We start from the raw sequence: 25030 nt of genomic DNA on the forward strand, positions 1-25030 counted from the left end.
ATGCTGCATGAGGGGGGCAAACTGGAGCAGCTGAAGATCCTTCTGGTGGAAGATTCACCGGAAGACGCCGAGCTGTTGTCCGACCAGCTGCTCGATGCCGGGCTGGATGCGGCATTCGAGCGCGTGGACAGCGAGCCGTCGCTGCGCGCTGCGCTGGATGCATTCCAGCCGGACATCGTGCTGTCGGACCTGAGTATGCCCGGTTTTTCCGGCCATCAGGCACTGCGCCTGGTGCGCCAGAACGGCGCCACGCCCTTCATTTTCGTCTCCGGCACCATGGGCGAGGAAACTGCGGTCAAGGCGCTGCAGGATGGCGCCAACGACTACATCATCAAGCACAACCCGACCCGCCTGCCGAGCGCGGTGATCCGTGCGATCCGCGAGGCGCGCGCCGACCTGGAGCGCCAGCGCGTGGAAAGCGAGCTGATGCGCGCGCAGCGGCTGGAAAGCCTGGCGATGCTGGCGGCCGGCTTGAGCCACGACCTGCGCAATATCCTGCAGCCGTTGCTGATCGTGCCCGACCTGCTGGCCGGACGCACCGACGATCCGCAGCTGCGCCAGCTGGCCAACGTGGTGGCCGAATGCGGCCGGCGCGGGCATGAGATGGCCGAGTCGATGCTCTCGTTCGTGCGTGGCTCCAACAAGCCGCGCGAGCAGGTGTCGATCGCCAGCCTGTTCCAGGCGGTGCAGATGTTGCTCAAGAGCAGCCTGCCCGACGGCGTGCGCCTGCAGATGGACACGATCCCGCTGGATCTGACCATCGAGGCCAACTACACCGAGTTGCAGCAGTGCCTGCTCAACCTGGGCCTGAACGCGATCCAGGCGATGCCCGGTGGCGGCATGTTGACCCTGTCGGCCGATCGCCACGATGGCACGCGGGTACGCATGAGCGTGGCCGATACCGGCGTGGGCATGAGCGATGACACCCGCGCGCGCCTGTTCAGTCCCTTCTTCACCACCAAGGCCGATGGCACCGGCCTGGGGCTGATTTCCTGCAAGCGCATCGTGGAAAGCTACGGCGGCAGCATCGTGGTCGACAGCCGCCTGGGCGAGGGCACGCGTTTTGACATGATCGTGCCGATGCGTGCGGCCGCGGTGACGGTTGCCGACACCGAGCCGCCGCTGGCGTTGGGGCATGGGCAGCGCGTGCTGCTGGTGGATGGCGAGGCCACGCGCCTGTCGCTGCTGGGCAATGCCTTGTCCAGCCAGGGCTACCAACCGCAGCTGGCCAGCGATGGCGCAGCGGCGCTGCAGCTGGTGCAGCAGCACGCGATGCCGGACCTGGTGATCATCGACAGCGACATCATCCAGCTGTCGGCGGTGAGCGTATTGCTGAGCATGCAGGAGCTGGGCTATCACGGCCCGGCGATCGTGCTCGAAGATGTCGGCGCGCCGCTGCAACGTTCGTACTTTCCGCCGGATATCCCGGTGCATGTGCTGCGCAAACCGCTGGAGATGCGCCGGGTGTTCCGCGCTGTGGCGCACGCGCTCGAAGTGGCCTGAGGCCAGGGTTTGGCGCGTTGCGGGCGGGCATGGGCGCATGCGGCACGATGGCAACAGTTGACGCTGATGCGGGCTGCATGCGCGAATAACGCATGACCACCGTGCTTCTCAGCCTCGGCAGCAATGTCCAGCCGACCCACTACCTGCGCCTGGCCGTCGACGCCTTGCGCGCGCGCTTCGGCCCACTTGCCATCTCCCCGGCGTATCGCACGCCGGCGGTGGGCTTCGACGGGCCGGACTTCGTCAACAACGCCGTGGCGCTGGACACGGACATGGACCTGCAGGCGCTGGACCAGTGGCTGCATGCGCTGGAAGATGCGCACGGCCGCGATCGCAGCGGCCCGCGTTTCAGCGACCGCACCCTGGATGTGGACGTCGTGTTCTTCGGCGATTGCATCGTCCAAGGCCCCGGACATCTGCGCATCCCGCGGCCCGAGCTCAAGCATGCCTTCGTGTTGAAGCCGCTGGCCGATATCGCGCCGGACTTCATCGACCCGCTGAGCGGGCAGACCCTGGCCGCGCTGTGGCAGGCGCATCCGCAGCACGGCGTCGCGTTCACGACGGTGGCGCTGGACGCGGCCCCGGCGCTGGATGTGGCGCGCTAGCGTCGTTGCAGCTCAACTGAGCTGGCGGCCGCCATCCACATGCAGGGTGTGGCCGGTAACGAAGCCGGCATCGTCCAGCAGCCAGCGCACCGCCTCGGCGATTTCCTCGGGCGTGCCGATGCGCGCCAGCGGCGTGCGCGCCAGCAGCGCCTTCCTGGCGTCTGCAGACTTGCCTTGCTCCGGCCACAGGATCGCACCGGGCGCGACCGCGTTGACGCGCACCTCCGGGGCCAGCTCCAGCGCGAGCGAGCGGGTGAGCATCTCCAGCGCGCTCTTGGAGGCGCCATACAGCGGATGGTTGCGCATCGGCTGCTGCGCATGCAGGTCGGTGAGGTTGACGATGGCGCCGCGGTGCTGGCGCAGCTGCGCGGCGGCCGCCTGGGCGATGAAGAACGGCGCGCGTGCATTGACGGCGAACAACTCGTCCCATTGCGCCGCCGTCGCTGCGCCGAGCGCGGTGGGATAGAACGCGGAGGCATTGTTGACCACGCCATCCAGGCGGCCGAACGCGGCGATGCAGTCGGCAACCAGCTGCGCCGGCGCCTCCGGCAAGCGCAGGTCGGCGTGCAGGGCCTGCGCACTGCCGGCGCGCTGCGCGCAAAGCTCCGCTACACGCGCGCCGAGCGCCTCGCCGGAGCGGTGCGCATGCAGGGCGACGCGGTAGCCGGCCGCATGCAGCGTGGTGGCGATCTGCGCGCCAATACGGCGTGCTGCACCGGTGATCAACACCACCTTGGAACTGTCTGTCATGGCGTACTCGCTCGGCGTTGCAAAGGGCTCGGCTATCCTGTGCATTGTCCCCGCAACCGGTGCCCGCATGCACGCCGACCTTCCTATTCCCGATCCGGACGCCCTGGCGCACAGCGAGCAGCTGGCCGCGCATCTGCGCGCCGAGATTGCCGCCGCCGGTGGTGCGATTCCGTTTTCGCGTTTCATGGAGCTGGCGTTGTATGCGCCGGGCTTGGGCTATTACAGCGCCGGCTCCAGCAAGTTCGGCGAGGCCGGCGATTTCGTCACCGCGCCGGAGCTGGGACCCTTGTTCGCGGCCACCGTGTCCGGTGCGCTGGCGCCGGTGCTGCAGCAGCTCGGGCCGCAGGCGCGCGTGCTGGAAGTGGGCGGTGGCAGCGGCGCATTTGCCGAAGTCACGCTCAAGCGCCTGCTCGAGCTGGATGCGCTGCCGGAGCGTTACGCAATCCTGGAGCCAAGCGCCGACCTGCGCGAGCGTCAGCGCGAGCGGCTGGGACGCAGCCTGATCCCGCCGGTGTTCGACCTGGTCGAATGGCTGGACGGTCCGTTCCCGGACGACTGGGATGGGGTGCTGTTCGCCAACGAGGTGATCGACGCATTGCCCACGCCGCGCTTCACGCTGCGCGACGGCGAGGTGTATGAGGAAACCGTGGTGCTGGATGCGCAGCAGCAGTTCGCGCGCGGCGAGCAGCCGGCCGACGCATTGCTGGGCGCGGCGGTACGGCACCTGGAACGCTATCTGGAGCAGCCCTTCGCCGATGGCTATCGCTCCGAGTTGCTGCCGCAGTTGCCGTACTGGATCCAGGCCGTGGCCGGCGGGTTGAAGCGCGGCGCGATGCTGTTCGTCGACTACGGTTACCCGCGTGGCGAGTTCTATCGTGCGCAGCGCGAAGACGGCACCTTGCGCGCGTTCTATCGCCATCGCATGCATGAGGATCTGTATCGCTGGCCGGGCCTGCAGGATCTGACCGCGTCGGTGGACTTCACCGCGTTGGCCGAGGCCGGCACCGGGGCCGGTTTCGAGTTGGCCGGCTACTGCACGCAAGCCAGCTTCCTGCTCGGCAACGGCCTGGATGCGTTGCTGGCACAGGCCGATACGCGCACCGATGAGGTAGGGCGCATGCGCTTGCGCGAGCAGATCAAGCGGCTGACCTTGCCCAGCGAAATGGGCGAGCGCTTCCAGGTGATGGGGTTTGCGCGCGATGTCGACTTTGCGCCGGCATTTCTGGCGGGCGATCTCACATGGCGGTTGTAAGCCCGGCGCTGCGGCCGTTCCATCGACCACAGTTGTGGGTAGGCCTGTGGATTGCCGCAATCCTGGTGGTGATTGCAGTGTGCATGGGGCCGCCGCCGGAATTTCCGGAACTGCCGTCCAACAGCGACAAGGGCGAGCACTTCTTGACGTTCGCGTTGTTGTGCTGGGGGGCGGTGCAGCTGTTCGCCACCCGGCGCGCGCTGTTGTCTGCGGCATTCGGACTGGTGCTGCTGGGGATCGGCATCGAGATCGCGCAAGGGGCACTGACCACCAACCGCAGCGCGGATCCTTATGATGCGCTGGCCGATACGCTGGGCATCCTCGCCGGCTTGTGCCTGGCGTGGACGCCGCTGCGGTGGGTGATGCTACGGATGGACAAGCGCATGTTCGGGCGGCGCAGATAGGTCTCGTGTGGAGCGGTTGATCTGTCGTTTTTTTTTTTGAAGGATCTTTGCCCGCCCAGCATCGCGGGACACGCTGCAAGGAGGAGTGGCCGATCGACGGCTCTGCGGATAGATCAGCTGTGGAGCGGGTGATGTGCGGTTTTTCTGCAGGGCCCTTGCCCGCCCACCATCGCAGGACACGCCGCAAGTACGTCCATGTAGGCTCTTACGCGGCATCCATGCCGCGTAAGGTCCCGCGACGGTGAGCGGGCAAGGACCTGTGGAGATGGTCGGTATGCGCAGTTACAAGCAGGGCATGGCGTGCCTTGTTTGAATCACGTTGCGTCCGATCAGTTCCTCGCGCAGGCCGAGCGGCAGACAGGCTTCCAACACGCAACCTGCAAGCGTCTTGTCTGCTCACCGCAAGCCCAGTAACACGCTTTCAAGAAAGCAGCCGACTAACTGTCTGGTGCGGCGTCCTCGCCGGTTGCGGGACCGTGTGGCGGCATGGATGCCGCCACCGAGCCCCCAGGGACGGGTTCACGGCGTGTCCCGCAAGTGGTGAGGGCGCCGCGCCCTCGACTTACCGTGCTTTTGATTCAAACATCCGATCGCGACTGAAGAACCATGCCGTTGCAGATCTCGGCTGCTTTGTACGTCGTGTATCTGAGTGGATCTGCATGGGGATAATCCGGTTGCATCACGATCGTCGACGACCGGGCGATTACGTCCGCGTATGACCGCCGCTCTCAGCCGGGCAGGCGGACTGCACGCTCGCGCAGCCACTTGGTCGCGACCCACTTTTCGCCGGCCAGTACCGGCGCGCCGGCGTGCAGGCTGCGTGTCATCGGATGCGGGCGGTCGTAGCTGAAGAACACTGCGTTGCCCTTGACGGCGGCCACGTCCAGATGCGCATCGGGAAAGCGCGTGGCGCCGCCGCGTTCCGGCGTGTTGAGATACATCACCAACGATGCGACGCGCTGACCGCCGGCCTGCAGCAACACCGGTGTGCCTGCGGCAGCAGGGTCGAAGTAATCGTAGTGCGGCTGATATTCGGCGCCGGTGGCATAGCGCAAGACCTGCAGTCCTTCGCCGTGGTCGACCGGCCAGTCGAGCAGGCGTGCGATGCGTGCTTCGATGCGTTGGCACAGCGCGTCCTGCCCCAGCTGCAGGCACATGCTGTGGCTGGTGCGCGCGGCATGCACGATCTGCGCGCCGTTGTCGTTGTCCACGGTGCGCGAACGCACCAGGCGTGGCTGCGCCAGCGCAATCAATGCATCGCATTCGGCATCGGACAGAAAATCGCCCAGCACCACCACGCGCGGCAGCAACAGGCTGACCAGCACGCGTACCTGGCGATCGCCCAGGTCCAGCAGCGAGGCATCGTTGTCCTGCAGCAGCGCCGGCACGCGTACCGGCACCGGCAGGCCATGTGTCTGCGCGTGTTGCTGGATGTGGCTACGCAGCAGGGCTTCGACTGCGTCGATGGCGTCCTGTTCGTTCCAGCCTTGATCCAGGAGCGGCTGTAGCGCCTGTTCGGGCGGCTGGCCGGCCATTGCCTGCGCAATGATCCAGTCGCCCAGGGCGGCGGGGATGGTGGTCGAGGTCATCCCGCTACAGTGCATGTCACTGTGTGGCAGGCATATGTCAATTGTGTCGTGGTAAGACAAATGACACAGACACCCCCTATAAAAGTGACGGGGATCTAGAACGTGCTCGCCACTGCAGTGGGCGGAACGCAGCCAATTCTTGACGACTCCTCTTCATACCGGACCTTTTTTGACCTGGAGATCAGCCGCATGTCCGTTCGCAATAGCAGCAAGACACTTCTCATGACGTTTGGTACCGCGCTGGCGTTGTCGGCCTGCGGTGGTGGTGCCGATCGTGTCGCCTCGCCCGGCGAGGGCGCATTTCCGCCGGCACCGACGCCGGCTCCCGCACCGACTCCGGCGCCCACGCCGGCACCGACGCCGGCTCCGGCTCCGACCGGCCCGGCCGCCGATTGCCCGACCGGTTTTTCCAATGTCGGCACCATCGCCAACAACACGCTGCGCGCCTGCCAGCTGCCGGACACCATCAACGGCAATCTGGTGGTGCCGGCACGTGCGGGCACGGCGTATTCGATCAGCGGACGCGTCAACGTGGGCACCGACCGCGGCGGCAATGCCATCGCTCCGGCCGCCGGCAGCACGCAGGGCATCCTGACCATTGAACCGGGCGTGACCCTGTTCGGTTCGGCCGGTAGCGACTACATCGTGGTCAACCGCGGTTCGCAGATCTTTGCCGAAGGCAGCGCCACTGCCCCGATCGTGTTCACTGCACGCCAGGCCCTGGAGGGCCAGGTCAGCGCCAACACCATCGGCTTGTGGGGCGGCATCGTGGTGCTGGGCCGCGCGGCCATCAACAACTGCCCGGGCACCACGGTCTCCGGCACGCCGGAATGCCAGGCGCAGGTGGAAGGCACCAACGCCTTCTACGGCGGTAACAGCGCCACCGACAACAGCGGTTCCCTGCGCTACCTGCGGGTGATGTATTCGGGCTTCGAAATTTCGCCCAACAACGAGCTGCAGGGCATCACCCTGGCCGGCGTGGGCAGCGGCACGCGCCTGGATCATGTGCAGATCCACAATAGCTCCGACGACGGGATCGAATGGTTCGGTGGCACCGTCAATGGCAGCCACATCGTGATCACCGGCGCCGACGACGATTCGCTGGATACCGACGCCGGCTGGAGCGGCGCCCTGCAGTTCGGCATCGTGGTGCAGCGCGCCGGCGGTGGCGACCGCATGAACGAGTGGAGCAGCCTGCGTCGCCAGCCGTATTCGCGTCCGAAGGTGGCCAACTTCACCTACGTGGGCAATGCGCGTGCCGGTGCGGCAATCATGCTCAACCAGGGCACGCAGGCCGCGTTCTACAACTCGGTCGTCACGCGTCCGGCCGGTGGCACCGGTGATGGCCTGGTGTGCTTCAACCTGGCCGATGCCGACACGCTCGGGACCTTCAACTCGGTGTTCTTCGCCTGCCCGACCGCCTTCGGCAGCGATGCGCGTGCGGCCACCCAGTTCGCGGCCGGCACCAATAATGTCGCCAATGGCGTATCCACGTTGCAGAACACCTTCGTCAATGGCGCCAACGAAAGCGCCGTGCCGGCCTTCCAGGGCTTGAACGGGGTGAGCAGCTTCTTCCAGCAGGTGAACTACATCGGTGGCGTGCGCGATGCCAACGACACCTGGTGGCAGGGCTGGACCTGCGGCCTGACCGCCGATCGTCCCTGCTGAGGCACAGCATCGCCAGGCAGCCCACGCGGCTGCCTTGTGATGCGTCCAGCTTCATCTTTCAGTTGCCAGGGCTCCCACGATGCGAACCTCCGCTGTCGCCCGTCTCTCGCGGACGGGCCTGTCTCTTTCCATTTCCACCTTGCTGTTTTCCGGCGCTGCGCTGGCGCAGTCGACCAGCACCGATGCCGGCTCCAGCAGCGGCACCAGCAGCGCCACCAGTGCGCCCAAGCAACTCGACCAGGTCGTGGTGCGTGGCGAATACATTCCCGAACCGATGCTGCAGACCTCGGAGGTGGCCTCGTTCGTCACCCGCGAGGACATGGAGCGCACCGGCGACAGCAGCGCGGCGGTGGCGCTGACGCGTGTCACCGGCCTGAGCCTGTCGCGCGGCAAGTATGTGTATGTGCGCGGCCTGGGCGAGCGTTATTCCTCGGCGTTGTTCAATGGTTCGCCGTTGCCCAGCCCCGAGCCGATGCAGCGGGTGGTGCCGCTGGACCTGTTTCCCAGCGATGTGCTGGACAGCGTGACCGTGCAGAAAACCTATTCGGCCGATTATCCGGGTGAATTCGGCGGCGGCGTGATCGATCTGCAATCGATGGCGGTGCCGGACAAGCCGTTCCTGTCGCTGACCGTGGGCGGCGGCGTCAACAGTGTCAGCACCGGCGAAAAAGGCCTGACCTACTACGGCTCCGGCGATGACGAGTGGGGCTATGACGACGGCACGCGCAAGCAGCCTGCCGCGTTGCGCGATGCGATCCAGAGCGGCCGGCGCGTGGACCTGGGCAGTTTTTCGCGCGAGGACATCCGTAGCATCGGCCGTAGCTTGAACAACGCCAACCTGTACGTGCTGCAGGAAAAGGACAGCATCGCCCCGGACGTCAATGTCGGCGGCAGCGCCGGTTACAGCATGGACGTGGGCGAGGCCAAGCTGGGCGTCATCGCGGTGGCCAGCTACGACAACGAGTGGCGCACGCGCACCGGCAAGCAGCAGGACGGCATCTTTGTCGGCGATACGGTCGAGTTCAATTCCAACTACGACTTCGCCACCACTCGCAACAACGTGCGCACCAACGGCATGCTGGGCCTGGGCTGGGAGTACGGCAGCCACACCATCGGCTGGACCACCTTGTATGTGCACGATGCGTTGAAGGTCGCGCGCAGCCGCGCCGGCCGCGACGAACTGGCCGGTTTCGATGTGCGCGACGACAACACCGAGTGGTACGAGCGCCAGCTGATCAACAACCAGCTGCGCGGCACGCACGCGTTCGGCGAGTACGACGACTTGAAGATTGAATGGCGCGCAGCGGTGGCCAACGCCAGCCGCGATGTGCCGTACGAAACCGGCATTCGCTACGAGCTGCTGAATGGCTACTGGGCGCACGATGCCTCGCGCGTGCAGAACTACACCCGCTTCAGCAAGGTCGACGACACCGTGGCCAGCGGCGGGGTGGATGTGACCTGGCGTTTGCCGATCGAGCGCGATGTCACTCTCAAGGGCGGTCTGGCCTATCTGGACAACGACCGCAGCGCATGGAGCCGTGAATTCCGCTTCCTGGCACTGGACGGCCCGTTGCCGTTCTACAACCAGTTCCAGCGTGTGGATTACCTGATCTCCGATTACAACCTCAGCAACGATCTGCTGCGCCTGCGCGAGACCACCGGCAGCTTTGGTGCGGCCGCGTACGATGCGACCTTGAAGGTCAAGGCGGCGTATCTGCAGGCCGAAGGCGAGATCGTGCCGACGCTGCGGGCCACCGTCGGCGTGCGTTATGAGGACGCCACGCAGGCGGTGCATCCGTACGACATCTTCACCGGCGTGCGCCAGGACAGCGTGGCACCGCTGGAGAACAGCTACGCGCTGCCATCGGCCACGGTGACCTGGAATTTTGCCGAGAACCAGCAGCTGCGCTTTGGTGCGTCCAAGACCATCGCCCGCCCGCAGTTCCGCGAAATGGCGCCGCAGCAGTACCTGGACCCGGATATCGACCGCCAGTTCTTCGGCAACCCGTTCCTGGTCGATAGCGAGCTGGTCAACCTGGATGCGCGTTACGAGTGGTTCTTCGAGCCGGGTGAGTATTTCACCGTCGGCGCGTTCTACAAGAGCATCGACAAGCCGATCGAGGCCATCGTCAACGATGCACCGGGCGGCGGCATCGTGCAGAGCTTCATCAACGCGCCAGAAGCCACCTTGTACGGCATTGAGCTGGAAGCCAAGAAGTATCTGGACTTGCCGATCGCGGCCGACTGGTGGGGTGACAACCGGGTGTTCCTGTCCGGCAACTACACGCGCACCACGTCGGAAGTGAGTGCCAGCGATGGCGACACCGTGCAGCCGTTCGGCTTCACTGCGCCGGTGCAGGCGACCTTGTTCATCCGTGATGGCTCGGCCCTGCAGGGGCAGTCCGACGACATCGCCAACCTGCAGATCGGCGTGGAAAGCGAAAGCACCCACAGCCAGGCCACCTTGATCGCCAACTATGTCGGCGAGCGGGTGTCCGCGCGTGGTCGCCCCGGGCAACCGGATTACATCGACAAGCCGGGCACCTCGCTGGATCTGGTGATCAAGAAGGGCCTGGTATGGTCGGGCAATACGCTGTCGCTGAACTTCGCCGCACGCAACCTGCTCAAGACCCGCTACCAGGAGTACCAGAGCCTGGGCAGCAACCGGGTAGACCTGTACGAGTACCAACCCGGCGTGACATATGACCTGAGTGTGACAGCGCGCTTCTGATCCGGCGCCTGCCACCGGTACCGCAAACGCCCGCCCTGCCTCGCATGGCGGGCGTTTTCGTCTGCGGGTGTGTTGCCGTGTGTCGGCCTGTGTCATCACTTTCTTCGAACTGACACATTGCGGCCGCATTCTGTCATCCGACCGCAATCCTGAGACGGATGTCCGCTTTGCAGCGCGTTTTGCCCTCCTTGAAACCCCTGATGTCGGCGCGTGGCCGCAGCGCACTGGCCTGCGTACTGCTCGCCTTGCTCGCGCTGCAATGCGCGCGCGTGTTGTGGGTGGTGATCACCCCGATCGGGCCGCTGGGTACCGCCCAGGTCGCCACGCCTGCACAGGCGGAGCTGCCCGCACTGCGCCGCGATGTGTTCCATCGCAGCGTTCCGGAGGCCAGCAGCGACGGCATCGTGTTGCATGGTGTCCGCGCAGGCGGCATGCAAGCGGCCGCGTTCCTGAGCAGTGGCGATGGCCGGCAAGGCGCGTATCGCATTGGCGATGTCGTGGTGCCAGGCGTGGTGGTGCAGGCGATCGCGAGCGATCACGTGCTGCTGCGTACCGGCAGCGGCGTGCGACGTCTGGCCTTGGTGGAATCCACAGCGTCTTCGGCGCCGCCCTCGCCAGCAACGAGCGCGGCAGCAGCCACCAGCGCCGCACCTGCGGTGATGTCGAATGTCGGCGCAGCGGCTGGCACGGCCACGGCAATGGCTGTCGACCCGCAACAGCTGCTCACCACCGCCGGCCTGCGTGCAAGCGAGGATGGCAGCGGGTTCACCGTGATGCCGCGCGGCGATGGGGCCTTGCTGCGCCAGGCCGGCCTGGCCCCAGGCGATGTGCTCACCCAGCTCAATGGCCGCACGCTCGATGCCGAACACCTGCGCGAGCTGCAGGACGAACTGCGCGATGGCCAGGCGGCCACGCTGACCTACCGCCGCGACGGCCAGACCCACACCATGACCTTGAAGCGCCCGCAATGACTGCTGCCCGCCCCGCATGGCTGCTTTCGGCCACCTTGTTGCTCGCACTGCCGGCGGTGCCGATGGTGTCGCTGCATGCCGCCGACGCACCGGCCGTGCGCCTGCAGGACGTGGACCTGCGTGCCTTCATCCAGGACGTGTCGCGTGCCACCGGCATCACCTTCATCGTGGACACGCGCGTGCAGGGCACGGTCAACGTGGCGCGCGCGCAGGCGATGTCGGAACAGGATCTGCTCGGCATGCTGCTGGCGGTCTTGCGTGCCAATGGCTTGATCGCGGTGTCCAGCGGGCCGTCGACCTATCGCATCATTCCCGACGATACCGCTGCGCAGCAGCCCGGCAGCGCGGCCAACGGCAACCTGGGGTTCGCCACGCAGGTGTTCACCCTGCAACGCGTGGATGCACGCAGCGCTGCGGAGATTCTCAAGCCGCTGATCGGCCGCGGCGGCGTGATCATGGCGATGCCGCAGGGCAACAGCCTGCTGATTGCCGACTACGCCGACAACCTGCGCCGTGTGCGTGGCCTGGTCGCGCAGATCGACACCGACCGCGCGGCAATCGACACGGTGAGCTTGCGCAATAGTTCCGCGCAGGAACTGGCGCGCACGCTGACCTCGCTGTTCGGGCAGGCCGGCGAACGCAGCAACGTGCTGTCGGTGTTGCCGGTGGACAGCAGCAATTCGCTGATCGTGCGTGGCGACCCGGCACTGGTGCAGCGCGTGGTGCGCACGGCGGTGGATCTGGATGGGCGTGCCGAACGTCGCGGCGATGTCAGCGTGGTGCGGCTGCAACACGCCAGCGCCGAGCAATTGCTGCCGGTGTTGCAGCAACTGGTCGGGCAGACCCCGGGCAACGAGGCGCAGCCCGGGCAGGACACGCGCTCCAGCGCGGTGGATGTGGCCGCCGCTGCTGCGGGCGCTGCGCAGACGCAGGTGATCACGCCGGCCGCCGGCAAGCGCCCGGTGATCGTGCGCTACCCCGGCTCCAACGCCTTGATCATCAATGCCGACCCGGAAACCCAGCGCGCCTTGATGGATGTGATCCGTCAGCTGGACGTGCATCGCGAGCAGGTGCTGGTCGAAGCGATCGTGGTGGAGATTTCCGATACCGCCGCCAAGCGCCTGGGCGTGCAGCTGCTGTTGGCCGGCCGCAATGGCACAGTGCCGTTGATCGCCACGCAGTACAGTGGCGCGTCGCCGGGCATCGTGCCATTGGCCGCGGCAGCGGCCGGCACGCGCAGCAACAACGGCGACGACGATTCGGTGCTGGAACAGGCGCGCAATGTGGCCGCGCAATCGCTGCTGGGCCTGAGCGGCGGCCTGATCGGGCTGGCCGGGCAGAGCAATGATGCAGTGTTCGGCATGATCATCGATGCGGTCAAGAGCGACACCGGCTCCAACCTGTTGTCCACCCCGTCGATCATGACCCTGGACAACGAGCAGGCACGCATCCTGGTCGGCCAGGAAGTGCCGATCACCACCGGCGAAGTGCTGGGCGCGGCCAACGACAACCCGTTCCGCACCATCCAGCGCCAGGACGTGGGCGTGGAGCTGGAAGTGCGCCCGCAGATCAATACCGCCGGCGGCATCACCCTGGCGATCAAGCAGGAAGTCTCGGCCATTGCCGGGCCGGTCAGCGCGCAGTCCTCGGAGCTGGTGTTCAACAAGCGCCAGATCGAAACCCGCGTGGTGGTGGAAAACGGCGCCATCGTCGCGCTTGGCGGCCTGCTCGACCAGAACGACCGCCAGACCGTGGAGAAGGTGCCGCTGCTGGGCGATGTGCCCGGGCTGGGCGCGCTGTTCCGGCACAAGTCGCGCAACCGCGACAAGACCAACCTGATGGTGTTCATCCGCCCGACCATCATCCGCGACGCGGCCGATGCGCAGCGCATGACCGCACCGCGCTACAACTACCTGCGCGATCGCCAGCTGGCCGATGGCGACCCGGAAGCCGCGCTCGATGCACTGGTGCGCGACTACCTGCGCGCACAACCGCCGCAGCTGCCGGCGGCGCCGTCGCCAGCCGTGCCGGCGCCGGGAACAACGCCTGCGCCCGGCGCGCGTCCCGTGCAGCGCTGATGCCATGAACACTGCGCGCACCGGCATTTCCTATGCGTTCGCCAAGCGCCACGGCGTGGTGCTGCTCGGCAGCGACAGCGCCGCGCAGATCGGCCTGCGCGAAGGCGGCGATGTGCAGGCCCTGATCGAGCTGCGGCGTGCGCTGGGCCTGCCATTGCAGGTCCGCACGCTGGCACCGTCGGTGTTCGACCGGCACGTGTCGGAGATCTATGCCGATGCCGGCATGGAGCAGGGCGTGCAGGTCGAGGCGCTGGACCTGCACGGCAGCCTGGATTCGTTGATCGACGATATCCCCACTGCCGATCTGCTCGACAGCCAGGACGATGCGCCGATCATCCGCCTGATCAACGGCATCATCGCCGAGGCCGCGCGCCTGGGCGCCTCGGATGTGCATCTGGAATCCTACGAATCGCGGCTGCGCGTGCGGCTGCGCGTGGACGGGGTGATGCGCGAAGCGGCCACCTTGCCCGGACGCATCGCGCCGTTGCTGGTGTCGCGCGTCAAGGTGATGGCACGGCTGGACATCGCCGAAAAACGCATCCCGCAGGATGGCCGCGTGTCGCTGGTGATGGGTGCCAAGGCACTGGACGTGCGCGTGTCCACGCTGCCCACGCGCAGCAGCGAGCGCGTGGTGCTGCGCATCCTGGACAAGGAACAGGGCACCTTGTCGCTGGCCCAGTTGGGCATGCCGCCGGCGGTGATGCACACGGTGGAGCGCGCCCTGCAGGTGCCCAACGGCATCGTGCTGGTGACCGGGCCGACCGGCTCGGGCAAGACCACCACGCTGTATACGGCGCTGAGCCTGCTCAACGATGGCTCGCGCAACATCCTCACGGTGGAGGACCCGGTGGAATACGCCATCGACGGCGTCGGCCAGACCCAGGTCAATGCACGTGTCGGCATGACCTTCGCGGCCGGCTTGCGCGCCATCCTGCGCCAGGACCCGGACGTGGTGATGATCGGCGAGATCCGCGACACCGAGACCGCGCAGATCGCCGTGCAGGCCAGTCTGACCGGTCACCTGGTGCTGTCCACCGTGCACACCAACGATGCGGTGGGCGCGGTCACGCGCCTGCGCGACATGGGCATCGAACCATTCCTGCTCGCATCGAGCCTGCGGCTGATCCTGGCCCAGCGGCTGGTGCGGCGCCTGTGCACGCAGTGCCGCGCCCCGCGCCCGCTGGATGCCGGTACCCGCCAGATGCTGGAGGCGCCGGCCGATGCAACGCTCTACGGCGCAGTGGGCTGCACGGCCTGCCATCACAGCGGTTACGCCGGGCGCGTGGGCATCTACGAAGCCATTGCGGTGGATGATGCGATGCGTCGGCTGATCGGCGACAACGCCGATGAAGATGCCCTGGCGGCGGTGGCCTTCGCACGCGCGCCGCGCCTGGGCGATGCCGCGCGTGCAGCGGTGCTGCAAGGCCTCACCACACTGGAAGAAGCGCTGCGGGTGACCCGCCAGCAGGACGATGCGCATGCCGCGGTTTGACTACACCGTGCTCGATCTGCACGGGCATAGCCGCCAGGGCGTGATCACCGCCGACTCGGCGCAGGGTGCACGCGCGCAACTGGAGCAGCGTCAGTGGGTGCCGGTGCGCGTGGAGGCGGCGGTGGCGGCCAGCAGCGTGCGTCCGGCGCGTTTCAGCGGCAAGGATCTGGTGCTGTTCACCCGCCAGCTGGCCACGCTGGTGGAGACCGCGCCGCTGGAGGAAGCGCTGCGCACCATCGGCACGCAGTCCGAGCGTCGCGGCGTGCGCCGGGTCACTAGCCAGACGCATGGGCTGGTGGTCGAAGGCTTCCGCCTGTCGGATGCGATGGCGCGCCAGGGCAGTGCGTTTCCGCCGTTGTATCGGGCGATGGTGGCCGCCGGCGAAAGCGCCGGCGCGTTGCCGCAGGTGCTCGAGCGCCTGGCCGATCTGCTGGAGCGGCAGGCACAGGTGCGCAGCAAGCTGCAGTCTGCACTGGTCTATCCGGCCGCGTTGGCCCTGACCGCCGGTGCGGTGGTCATCGTGCTGATGACCTTCGTGGTGCCCAAGGTGGTCGACCAGTTCGATTCGATGGGCCGCGCATTGCCATGGCTGACGCGCGCGGTGATCGGCGTGTCTAACTTCCTGCTGCATGCGGGCATTCCGCTGCTGGTGGCACTGGTCATTGCGGTGATCGCCGCATTGCGCCTGCTCAAGCGCCCGCAGCTGCGCCTGGCGGCCGACCGCGCCGTGCTGCGTGCGCCCTTGCTCGGCAGGTTGATCCGCGACCTGCATGCCGCACGCATGGCACGCACGCTGGCGATCATGGTCAACAGCGGGCTGCCGCTGATGGAAGGCCTGATGATCGCCGCGCGCACCGTCGACAACCGCGCTTTGCGGTTGGCCACCGACAATATGGTCACCGCGATCCGTGAGGGCGGCAGCCTGGCCGCGGCAATGAAGCGCGCCGGCGTGTTTCCACCCACGCTGCTGTACATGGCCTCCAGCGGCGAAAACAGCGGGCGCCTGGCGCCGATGCTGGAACGTGCCGCCGATTATCTGGAGCGCGAATTCGCCTCCTTCACCAGCGCGGCGATGAGCCTGCTGGAGCCGGCCATCATCGTGCTGCTCGGCGGGGTGGTGGCGGTGATCGTGCTGTCGATCCTGCTGCCCATCCTGCAATTCAACACCCTCGCGCTTGGTTGAGCGCGGCCGCCTATTCCTGGAGATCCTCATGCAGTCCATCCGTCATCGCCAACGTCCTTGCTCGCTGTCCTCGCAAGCGCGAACGCGCGGCTTCACCCTGGTCGAGTTGATGGTGGTCATCGTCATCATCGGCCTGCTTGCCACGGTGGTGATGATCAACGTGATGCCCAGCCAGGACCGCGCCATGGTCGAGAAAGCGCGCGCCGACGTGGCTGTGCTGGAACAGGCACTGGAAACCTATCGCCTGGACAACCTCAGCTACCCGAGCACCGAACAGGGCCTGCAGGCCTTGCTCACTGCGCCAAGCGGCCTGACCCGGCCGGAGCGCTACCGCCAGGGCGGCTATATCCGCCGCCTGCCCGAAGATCCGTGGGGACACGCCTACCAGTACCGTCGCCCGGGCCGCAACGGTGGCTTCGATGTGTACTCGTTCGGTGCCGATGGCGCCGAAGGCGGCGACGCCGACAATGCCGATATCGGCAACTGGCGCTGAGGCCGGGCAGTGTTCGCGCAAGCCGCCATGGCAAGCCAATCCCGTGGACGCGCGTCGCCGGCGCCTGCGCGCGGCTTCACCTTGCTCGAGTTGCTGGCGGTCCTGGTGATCACCGCACTCGCCAGCACGCTGGTGGTGCTGACCTTGCCGGATACGCGGCGCGACCTGCACGACCAGGCCGATGCATTGGCCGGTGCCTTGGGCCATGCACGCGACGAGGCGATCCTGAGCCTGCGCATGGTCGAGGTGACCGTGGATGCAGGTGGCTACAGGTTCCGCCGCCAGGCGCAGCAACGCTGGGTGCCGCTGGATGAAAAACCTTTCGCCGCGATGCGCTGGCCTGCCGGCGTGCAGGCGCAGATGCCGGTGGGCGGCACGCAGGTGAGCGTGCGCTTCGACCCCACCGGTGCTGCCACGCCGCAACGCATCGCGCTGGCCGACGGCCAACAACAGCTGCAGGTCGTAGTGGACGCCGCCGGCGTGGTAAGGGTCGATGCCCCACGGCCGTAGCCCGCATGCCTGCGCCGGATTCTCGCTGCTCGAACTGATGATCGCGCTGGCGATCTTCGGCATGGCCGTGGTCGGTCTATTGAACGTGTCCGGCGAAAGCACGCGTACCGCGGTGGTGCTGGAAGAGCGTGCGCTGGCCGCGGTGGTGGCGGAAAACCAGGCGATCGACGCGATGCTCGCGCCCACGGCCGCAGCACTGGTACCGGCCAACGGGCAGGAAACGCTGGGCGGACGCAGCTGGGACTGGCAGCGTCAGTCGATGCCGGCCGGTGCTGCGGGCATCGTGCGCATCCAGGTGCGGGTGCGGGCCGCAGCGCAGGCGCAGGAACTCGGCAGCCTGAGCGTGCTGCGGAGTGCCGAATGAGCCGCGCGCGTCGCAGCGCAGGGGGGGGCCGTGGCAGCGCGGGCTTCACCTTGATCGAGCTGCTGGTCGCCCTGGCGTTGTTCGCGCTGGTGGCAGTGGCGGCGGTGGTGGTGATGCGGCAGAGCATCGACCAGCGCGATGCCGTGCGTGCGCGCCTGCAGCAGGTAAGCGAGTTCCAGCTTGCCCATGGCCTGCTGCGCAGCGACCTGCAGCAGGCCGCAGTGCGGCGCACGCGCAATAGCGAAGGCAGCGCTGCACGCACCGCGTTCGTCGCAAGCCCGCCCGGTGTGCCGGGTCCGCTGTTCGGTTTTGTGCGACGCGGCTGGAGCAATCCGGATCAGGCGCCGCGCGCGTCCTTGCAATACGTGGAATACCGCCTGGTCGACGGACGCCTGGAGCGCAGTGCGCGTCCGGCCCTCGACGGTGCGGTCGCCGGCACGCCGCAGGTGGTGTTGCATGGCGTGCGCTCGGCGGTGGTGGGGTTCCACTATCGCGCGCAGTGGAGCGACGGCTGGAGCGGGGGGCTCGACGCGCTGCCGGATGCGATCTCGCTGGAGCTGGACCTGGAACAATGGGGCCGCGTACGCCAGTTGTTCCTGCTGCCGAAGGGGCGCGGATGACGGCGTTGAATGCACGCAGGCAGCAACGCGGCGTCGCACTGCTGACGGTGCTGTTGCTGGTCGCGGTGATGACGCTGCTGATGGTTGCGGTGCTGGACGATCTGCGCTTTGGCCTGCGTCGCACCGGCAACGGCGAGGCGATGACGCAGGCGCAGTGGTATGCGCTGGGCACCGAAACCGTTGCACGCGCGCGCCTGCAGGCACTGGCCAGGCGTGATCCGATGCGCACCACGCTGGAAGGCGGCTGGAACGATCAGCCGATCATCTTCCCGCTGGACGACGGCACGGTGAGCGTGCGCCTGCGCGATCGCGGCGGCTGCTTCAATCTCAACAGCGTGGTCGCCGGTGCGCCCGAGCAATGGCAGCGCAGCGACGACGGCGCAGCGCAATACCGCGCCTTGCTGGAGGTGCTGGGCATCGCACCGCAACAGGCACAGGCGCTGACCGATGCGCTGGTGGACTGGATCGACAGCGACAGCCAACCCGGCACGCAGGGGGCCGAAGACGCACACTATCTGCAATTGGCAGTGCCGCGACGCACCGGTGCGACCCTGCTGGCGGGCGTCGGCGAGCTGCGCGCCATTGCCGGCTACACGCCGCAGGTGATCGCGCAGTTGCGGCCGTATGTGTGTGCATTGCCGGAGGCGCGCCTGTCGCCGGTCAATATCAATACGCTGCGCCCGCAAGATGCGCCAGTGTTGGTGGCACTGACCGAAGGCGTGCTGGAACTGCCGGCCGCGCGCCGCGTCATCGCCGCGCGGCCGGCCGCAGGATGGCGCGACGTCAGGACCTTTCTAAGCCAGCCTGCGCTGATCCAGGCCGAGCCTTCCAATGCGGTGCTGGAACAGATCGCACTACGCACCAGTTACTTCTCGCTCTACAGCCAGGTCGACCATGCAGGCGCGCAGGTGATGCTGGATGCCTTGCTGCAACAAGACCCTGCAGGGCGCGTGCGGCTGGTGGCGCGTCAATGGAGTTCCGACGAATGAGTACCAGCTTGCTGTTGCTGCCCGCCGATGCCGCTGCGCCGGCGATCGCCGTGCGTGTGGATGCGCAGGGTCAGGTGCTGTCGCAGCGCCCGGCCAGCGCGCCGTGGGAACCGTCCGCACGTACCGTGCTGGTGGTGCCGGGCGTGGATGTACACCTGCGCTGGCTGTGCTTGCCCGGCCGCAGCATCGCGCAATCGGTCGCGGCTGCACGCCTGCAGCTGGCCGAGCACCTGGCGGTCGAGACGCCGGGCCTGCATGTGGTGATCGCCGATCGCGTCGAGGCCGATGGCACGCGTCTGGTCGCTGCGGTGGACAACGCGGTGATGCAGCAGTGGCTGGCGCGTGCAGCGCAGCTGGGTGTCGTTCCCGACGCGGTGGTGCCCGATTGCCTGTTGCTGGAGCCCGGCGCGGACGCTGCGGCGGCAGTGGTGGACTGGGACGGTCGCTGGCTGATCCGCGGCGCAGGGTTGGCCTGCAGCCTGGAGCCGGAGGCCGCGCGCATGCTGCTGGGCGAACGCGCACCGGCACCGCCGCCGGCACCTGACGCCGCGCAAACCATTGCCGGCTTTGCGCGATGCGCCATGCGCGCGCCGATCAACCTGCTGCAACACGCATTCGCCGCAAGGCCGGCCGCTGCACAGACGGTCACTCCGCGCCGTCTTGCGGCGCTGGCCGCGCTGGTGCTGCTGTCGCCGCTGGTGCTGTTGCTGGCGCAGACACTGCGCTACGAACTCGGCGCGCGCCTGCTGCAATCGCGCGCCGCTGCGCAGTTAGGCGTGCGCGATGCGGCGGCGGTACCGGCCGCATTGCAGGCACGCCGGCACGCGGGTGCGGCCGCCGATGTCCTGGCCGTGCAGCTCGGCAGCCTGTTCGCAGCGGTCGATGCCGTTCCGGCGGCGGAACTGGACCAGCTCGACTATCAGGCCGCGCAGCCGCTGCGCGGCACACTGCTGCACAGCAATGGCGCCAGCCTGCAACAGCTGTCCGGGCGGCTGGCCGAAGCAGGATGGCAGCTGCAGCCGGGCAGTAGCCAGACCGAAGACGAGCGCATGCGGACACCGTTCGCACTGGAGCCAGTGCGATGAATGCACGCCTGCAACGCAGCACGCAGTGGTGGCAGGCGCGCGCGCCGCGCGAGCGGTTGATGCTGGGCGTGATGTGCGCCGCGCTGGCCGCGTTTGTCGGCTGGTACGCGCTCTACACCCCGTTGCGGCACTGGCACGCCCAGGCGCAGGCGCGCTATGCCGTTGCGGCGCAGCTGGTCCTGGACGCCTCTGCACAGGCATCGGCAAAAGAGCCCGCCACCGCGCCGGGCACCGCGGCGTTGGCCGAGCGCATCGCCAGCAGTGCACGCGATGCCGGCGTCAGCATCACCTCGCAGCAACGCAATGCAGCGGGTGGGGTGGACGTGCAGATCGATGCGGTCAGTGCCGTCACCTTGTTCGGCTGGCTGCAGCGGCTGCGCCAGGCGTATGGCTTGGTGCCGACCCAGCTGCGCATCGTGCGCGACCAGGGCCAACTCCGGGTACGCTGCGGGTTTGCGGAGCCTGCACCGTGACGCGCCTGCGCTGGATCCTGATCTTCCTGCTGATGGTGGGTGTGGCGCTGCTGGCATGGCTGCCGCTGCGCCTGGTGCTGCCACGGGAGGGCCTGCCATTCTCGGCGCTGGACGTGGAGGGGCCGGTATGGGCCGGCACCTTGCGGCAGGTGCAATGGCAAGGCATCGCCTTCGGCGATGTCACGGTACGGCCGCGGCTGTGGCCACTGGTGCGCGGAGAGCGCCAGGTGCACCTGCAGGCCACGCAGCTGCAACTGCTGCTGGTGGATGGCGCGCAACACGGCATCCGCGATGCGCAGGGCCAGTTGCTGGTGCGCCAGCCAGCGGGCATGGCGTTGATCGATCTGGCATTGGAGCTGCAGCAGGTGGATCTGTTGTTCGATGCCACCGGCTGCGTGCAGGCCGCTGGGCGGGTCGGCCTGCAAGTGCTGGCAAGTGGGGCGGGCGAGCTGCCCGGGCTACCGCCGTTGCACCTGTCCGGACAACCGCGCTGCGTGGGCGACACCGCCGTGCTGACCCTGCTGCCCGACGCCGCGCTGCCTGCCGGCGTGCAGGCCGATGCACAGCTGCAGCTGTGGCGCGATGGACGCTGGCAGCTGCAGTCGCGTGTCGATCCGGGGCAGGACGCGGTGCTGGGCGTGGGCCTGCAACTGCTGGGCTTTGCCGCCACCCCGGAGCGCACCTTGCTGCGCGTCGACCAGGGGCAACTGCGCTGAGCGCAGCTTTGCTGGCCGGGCGTGGCGCGATTTTCCATCTGCACCATTCGCGTGCATGGGCACGGCCGGTGTCCTTGTCCCGGCCAACGCAGCGCCGCTTCTATCCAGTCCGCTGACATCGTTGTCGCCCTGGCGCGGCTTGCAGTCATCGCTGCAGCGCGTGGCTGCGGCGACGCGGCAGGCATGCCGCCCTCGATGACGTAGAAGCGCGCGGCACTGGACTGTGATGCCACCCACAATGCTTCCGCTGCATCGGCTACCGCCGGATCCTCGAGAAATTGGTCTGGTTACCAACGATTGGTCGGTGACTGGTCCTGTGACAACGATACCCGCGCCGCACCCAAATGACCCTGCACGCACCGTCGAAGTCTTTGAAAACAAGCCCTAGGGCGCGATCCCGGCCGGGCGGAAAACGCTTTCGACAGTGACTGTTGACAGGATCTTTTAAAGACCATAAGAATCAAATCCACTGAATTGGTATTTGCCAGTCAGGGCCGTTGATCAGCAATGGCAGGCGATGACCGTCCTGGGAGGGAGGCGGCATCGGCACCCACGGGGGGCCGTACGGGGTGCTCGCAGACAACAGATCGCAGGCGGTTCCGGACGTCCGGAACTGGTGGCCTGTGCGCGTGTGGGTGGGTTGCCCAACGCCGGGATCTGTCAGCGCTGATCGATCGGAATGCCAGCCGCGTCGTCGTCCAGCCATTCCACCTCAGGATCTCCCATGTCACCTGTCCCGCGTGCCGCGTTGCGTTGTTGTTCGCCCTCCTCGCTGTCCCTGGCCATTGCGCTGTCGCTGCTTGCCTGCGGCGCCAACGCGCAGGCGCAGGAATCGCCGCCAGCGGCATCGGCGCAGATTTCCCAGCTCGACACCGTCAAGGTCACCAGCTCCTACCAGAAGAGCCTGATCACCGCGATGGACAACAAGCGCGACGACGTGCGCATGACCGATGGCATCTCCGCGCAGGACATCGGCAAGTTTCCCGCCGAGAACATCGCCGAGGCGATCCAGCGCATCCCGGGCGTGCAGATCTCCACCATCAACGGGCGCGGCTCCACGATCAGCGTGCGTGGCCTGGGCCCGCAGTACTCGGCCACCACCATCAACGGCCAGGTGATCAAGAGCGCCGACTTCACCGACGGGTTCCGCTACGACATCATCCAGCCGGAAGTGGCCGCCGGGATCGAGGTGATCAAGTCGCCGTCGGCGGACATGGATGCCGGTGGCCTGTCCGGCACGGTCAACATCAACACCACCAAACCGCTGGACTACCAGCAGACCAAACTGCTGTTCTCGGCCAAGACCCAGTATGCGGAATTTGCCGGTGGCTCGCCCACGCCCAAGGGCGTGCTGACCTATATCGACCAGTTCAAGGTCGGTGGCGGCGAGCTGGGCGTGTTCCTCAGCGCCGGCTACCAGAAGCTCAAGGACCGCGCCGATTATCTGTGGATCGACCGCTGGTACACGAAGGACACCGACGCCGGCACCTTGTACATCCCGCGTCGTCCGCGCTATCGCTCGATCGAGCGCGAGACCACGCGCAAGATGTTCAACGGCGGCTTGCAGTGGAAGCCCAACGACCAGCTGGAGATGAACCTCACTGCGCTGTATTCGCAGGACAAGACCGCCAACGACATGAACCAGCTGGTGTACTCGTTCGAGCGCACCCCGCTGACGGTGCTGCAGACCAACGGCCTGACCGCCACGCAGGTGGCGGCATCGGACTACTGGCTGGAAAACAACCGCCAGATCGAACAACACGACCTGTCCACGCAGTTGCTCACCTACGACTTCAAGTGGAAGGGCGATGCCTGGACGCTCAGTGGCGCGGCCAATTACACCCAGGGCAAGACCGACGAGAACGAACGCGCCGCGATCCTGGGCCGGATTCCCTCGGCAACATTGCTGGACACCTCCAATCCCGACGCGATCTCGCTGACCACCGATGCCGACGCCACCGATGCCAGCGCCTGGGACAAGGCCAATCTGGTGCGCAGCGAGTACCCCAACGGTTCCATCCAGTCGCTCAGCAACAAGGAATGGTCGCTGCAGCTGGATGCAGAACGGTATCTGGAGCTGGGTGCGTTGAACGCGGTGCGCTTCGGTGCCAAATACCGCCGCGAGACCTTCGAGCGCGATGTGCGCCGGCGCGACTTCCTGTATCTGCTCAGGACCGGTGCCGTATCGGGCTTCGACATGTTCCCGGAACTGTCGGCCGCCAACAGCACGGTGAGCAATTTCCTCGACGGGCAGCTCGCCTCGCAGGACAGCTGGGTCACTCCGGATATCGCCGCCTACGCGCGCTCGCTGGCGGCCGCCGGCATCAGCGTGCCGGTGCTGTTCGCGCCGCAAAGCAGCTACAGCATCGAGAACGACATTTCCTCGGCCTATGCGATGGCGCGCATCGACACCGACATCGGCAGCATGCGCCTGCGCGGCAACCTCGGCCTGCGCTACGAAAACACCAAGCGCACCACCGACACCTACCTGACCCAGGCGCAGGCCGCCAGCGACGATGCCAATGTGGTGATCGGCACCGCGCGTGCGCCGTACGACTATTCCAACTGGTTGCCCAGCCTGAACCTGGTGCTGGACATGCGCGAGGACCTGCTGCTGCGCTTTGCCGCCGCCAAGGTACTGGTGCGGCCGATCCTGGACAGCAACACCGCCATCGCCTCGACCATTTCCACCGGCACCAATACCGGCGGCACGACGACCTATGTCGTCACCCAGGGCCAGACCGATCTGAAGGCGCTGACTGCCGACCAGGCCGACCTGAGCCTGGAGTGGTACTACGGCAACGGTGGCGCGCTGACCGTGGCCGGCTTCTGGAAGAACATCAAGAACGGCACCTTCAACAGCATCGTCTGCCCGGCCGCCTTCAACGGCACTGCGCTGTCCAGCAACGCAGCCGGCGACTGCGTGGACAGCGGCGGCGATATCTACGAGATCACTGCCACCACCAACGATCCGAGCAAGGTCAAGATCCGCGGCTACGAACTGGGCTGGACGCAATCGCTGGACGCCTGGTTGCCGATCGACGGCTTCGGGGTGACCACCAACTTCACCCGGGTGATTCCGCAGCGCGATACCGACTTCCAGATCCGCAACCTGTCCGAACAGACCTGGAACGCCACCGCGTACTGGGAGAGCGCGCATTATTCGGCGCGCGTCTCGCTCAACCACCGCAGCGAGTACGAACAGGACAGCAGCGACAGCTTCTTCGCGCGCGAAGGCCACACCATGAAGGCGCGCACCCAGCTGGATGCGGTGCTCGGCTACCAGGTCAACGACACGCTGAGCTTCCAGCTGGGTGGCCTGAATCTCACCAACCGCACCGAGGAGGCGTACAAGGACATCGCCAGCCGCTGGCAGATGACCGGTGTCACCGGTCGCAGCTACTACCTGTCGATGCAGTGGGACATGCTGTGATGAGGCGCGAACAAGCGCTGTGCGGCCATGCACCGCTGCGTGCGGCGGCCAGGGGTGAGTGCAACGCCGCCGCCGTGATGAAAGCGCGTTATGCCGCGGCCGCGGAAGTGGCTGCGCCGCG

The 25030-nt window shown here is 67.0% G+C and carries 21 protein-coding genes; 19 read left to right on the forward strand and 2 right to left on the reverse strand.

Annotated elements, in window-relative coordinates; translation table 11 throughout:
- Together EO141_RS02635 and folK are read left to right on the forward strand one after the other, a co-directional pair.
- Positions 1–1503, forward strand: coding sequence for a hybrid sensor histidine kinase/response regulator (locus EO141_RS02635; RefSeq protein ID WP_119129579.1), 1503 nt, complete (start codon positions 1–3; stop codon positions 1501–1503).
- Positions 1504–1595: 92 nt separating this feature from the next.
- Positions 1596–2108: a 2-amino-4-hydroxy-6-hydroxymethyldihydropteridine diphosphokinase gene (gene folK, locus EO141_RS02640; RefSeq protein WP_127168470.1), complete on the forward strand. Its 513-nt coding sequence runs from the start codon at positions 1596–1598 to the stop codon at positions 2106–2108.
- Between the two features lie 12 nt (positions 2109–2120).
- On the opposite strand, the gene EO141_RS02645 is transcribed toward folK, so the two are convergent.
- The gene (locus tag EO141_RS02645; RefSeq protein WP_127168471.1) at positions 2121–2858 is read right to left on the reverse strand and encodes a pteridine reductase; all 738 of its coding nucleotides are present in this window, start codon (positions 2856–2858) and stop codon (positions 2121–2123) included.
- Between EO141_RS02645 and EO141_RS02650 the strand changes: the two genes are divergently transcribed.
- A complete protein-coding gene (locus EO141_RS02650) occupies positions 2857–4110 on the forward strand; it encodes an SAM-dependent methyltransferase (protein ID WP_180496884.1) in 1254 nt (417 codons plus the stop codon). The two genes, EO141_RS02645 and EO141_RS02650, sit on opposite strands and share 2 nt — an antisense overlap.
- Positions 4098–4514: a VanZ family protein gene (locus EO141_RS02655; RefSeq protein WP_127168472.1), complete on the forward strand. Its 417-nt coding sequence runs from the start codon at positions 4098–4100 to the stop codon at positions 4512–4514. The genes EO141_RS02650 and EO141_RS02655 overlap by 13 nt, the downstream gene beginning before the upstream one ends.
- Positions 4515–5242: 728 nt before the next feature.
- Here EO141_RS02655 and EO141_RS02660 read toward each other — a convergent pair.
- On the reverse strand, positions 5243–6103 hold the full coding sequence (locus tag EO141_RS02660; protein WP_127168473.1) for a 2OG-Fe(II) oxygenase: 861 nt from the start codon (positions 6101–6103) through the stop codon (positions 5243–5245).
- Positions 6104–6292: 189 nt separating this feature from the next.
- Here EO141_RS02660 and EO141_RS02665 point away from each other — a divergent pair, with 189 nt between their 5' ends.
- The 15 genes from EO141_RS02665 (at position 6293) to EO141_RS02735 (ending at position 24909) form a co-directional block, all read left to right on the forward strand.
- Positions 6293–7771, forward strand: a complete 1479-nt coding sequence (locus EO141_RS02665; RefSeq protein ID WP_127168474.1) for a hypothetical protein — start codon at positions 6293–6295, stop codon at positions 7769–7771.
- A 79-nt stretch (positions 7772–7850) separates the two neighbouring features.
- A complete protein-coding gene (locus EO141_RS02670) occupies positions 7851–10502 on the forward strand; it encodes a TonB-dependent receptor (protein WP_127168475.1) in 2652 nt (883 codons plus the stop codon).
- A gap of 158 nt (positions 10503–10660) precedes the next feature.
- Positions 10661–11473: a type II secretion system protein N gene (locus EO141_RS02675; RefSeq protein WP_104649730.1), complete on the forward strand. Its 813-nt coding sequence runs from the start codon at positions 10661–10663 to the stop codon at positions 11471–11473.
- Positions 11470–13551, forward strand: a complete 2082-nt coding sequence (gspD, locus tag EO141_RS02680; RefSeq protein WP_127168476.1) for a type II secretion system secretin GspD — start codon at positions 11470–11472, stop codon at positions 13549–13551. Before EO141_RS02675 ends, gspD begins: the two co-directional genes overlap by 4 nt.
- A gap of 4 nt (positions 13552–13555) precedes the next feature.
- Positions 13556–15043, forward strand: a complete 1488-nt coding sequence (gene gspE / locus EO141_RS02685) for a type II secretion system ATPase GspE (protein ID WP_127168477.1) — start codon at positions 13556–13558, stop codon at positions 15041–15043.
- On the forward strand, positions 15030–16226 hold the full coding sequence (gene gspF, locus EO141_RS02690) for a type II secretion system inner membrane protein GspF (RefSeq protein WP_127168478.1): 1197 nt from the start codon (positions 15030–15032) through the stop codon (positions 16224–16226). Before gspE ends, gspF begins: the two co-directional genes overlap by 14 nt.
- A 28-nt stretch (positions 16227–16254) precedes the next feature.
- On the forward strand, positions 16255–16719 hold the full coding sequence (gspG, locus tag EO141_RS02695; protein WP_104649727.1) for a type II secretion system major pseudopilin GspG: 465 nt from the start codon (positions 16255–16257) through the stop codon (positions 16717–16719).
- 27 nt (positions 16720–16746) lie between these two features.
- Complete coding sequence (locus EO141_RS02700) at positions 16747–17229, forward strand: GspH/FimT family pseudopilin (protein WP_127168479.1); 483 nt, start codon at positions 16747–16749, stop codon at positions 17227–17229.
- Positions 17213–17593 (forward strand): type II secretion system minor pseudopilin GspI, encoded by a 381-nt coding sequence (gene gspI, locus EO141_RS02705; protein ID WP_127168480.1) that lies wholly within the window; start codon positions 17213–17215, stop codon positions 17591–17593. The genes EO141_RS02700 and gspI overlap by 17 nt, the downstream gene beginning before the upstream one ends.
- Positions 17590–18213 (forward strand): type II secretion system minor pseudopilin GspJ, encoded by a 624-nt coding sequence (gene gspJ, locus EO141_RS02710; RefSeq protein WP_127168481.1) that lies wholly within the window; start codon positions 17590–17592, stop codon positions 18211–18213. Before gspI ends, gspJ begins: the two co-directional genes overlap by 4 nt.
- Complete coding sequence (gene gspK / locus EO141_RS02715) at positions 18210–19202, forward strand: type II secretion system minor pseudopilin GspK (protein ID WP_127168482.1); 993 nt, start codon at positions 18210–18212, stop codon at positions 19200–19202. Before gspJ ends, gspK begins: the two co-directional genes overlap by 4 nt.
- The gene (gspL, locus tag EO141_RS02720; RefSeq protein WP_127168483.1) at positions 19199–20287 is read left to right on the forward strand and encodes a type II secretion system protein GspL; all 1089 of its coding nucleotides are present in this window, start codon (positions 19199–19201) and stop codon (positions 20285–20287) included. Before gspK ends, gspL begins: the two co-directional genes overlap by 4 nt.
- Positions 20284–20760 carry a type II secretion system protein GspM gene (gspM, locus tag EO141_RS02725; RefSeq protein ID WP_127168484.1) on the forward strand — a complete coding sequence of 159 codons (477 nt, stop codon included), beginning with the start codon at positions 20284–20286 and terminating at the stop codon, positions 20758–20760. The genes gspL and gspM overlap by 4 nt, the downstream gene beginning before the upstream one ends.
- 5 nt (positions 20761–20765) lie before the next feature.
- On the forward strand, positions 20766–21476 hold the full coding sequence (gene gspN, locus EO141_RS02730; RefSeq protein WP_127168528.1) for a type II secretion system protein N: 711 nt from the start codon (positions 20766–20768) through the stop codon (positions 21474–21476).
- A 724-nt stretch (positions 21477–22200) separates the two neighbouring features.
- Positions 22201–24909 (forward strand): TonB-dependent receptor, encoded by a 2709-nt coding sequence (locus EO141_RS02735; protein ID WP_127168485.1) that lies wholly within the window; start codon positions 22201–22203, stop codon positions 24907–24909.
- Positions 24910–25030 lie beyond the last annotated feature (121 nt).

It is taken from the genome of Xanthomonas sp. BRIP62415 (assembly GCF_003993515.1).
Lineage (GTDB): Bacteria > Pseudomonadota > Gammaproteobacteria > Xanthomonadales > Xanthomonadaceae > Xanthomonas > Xanthomonas euroxanthea.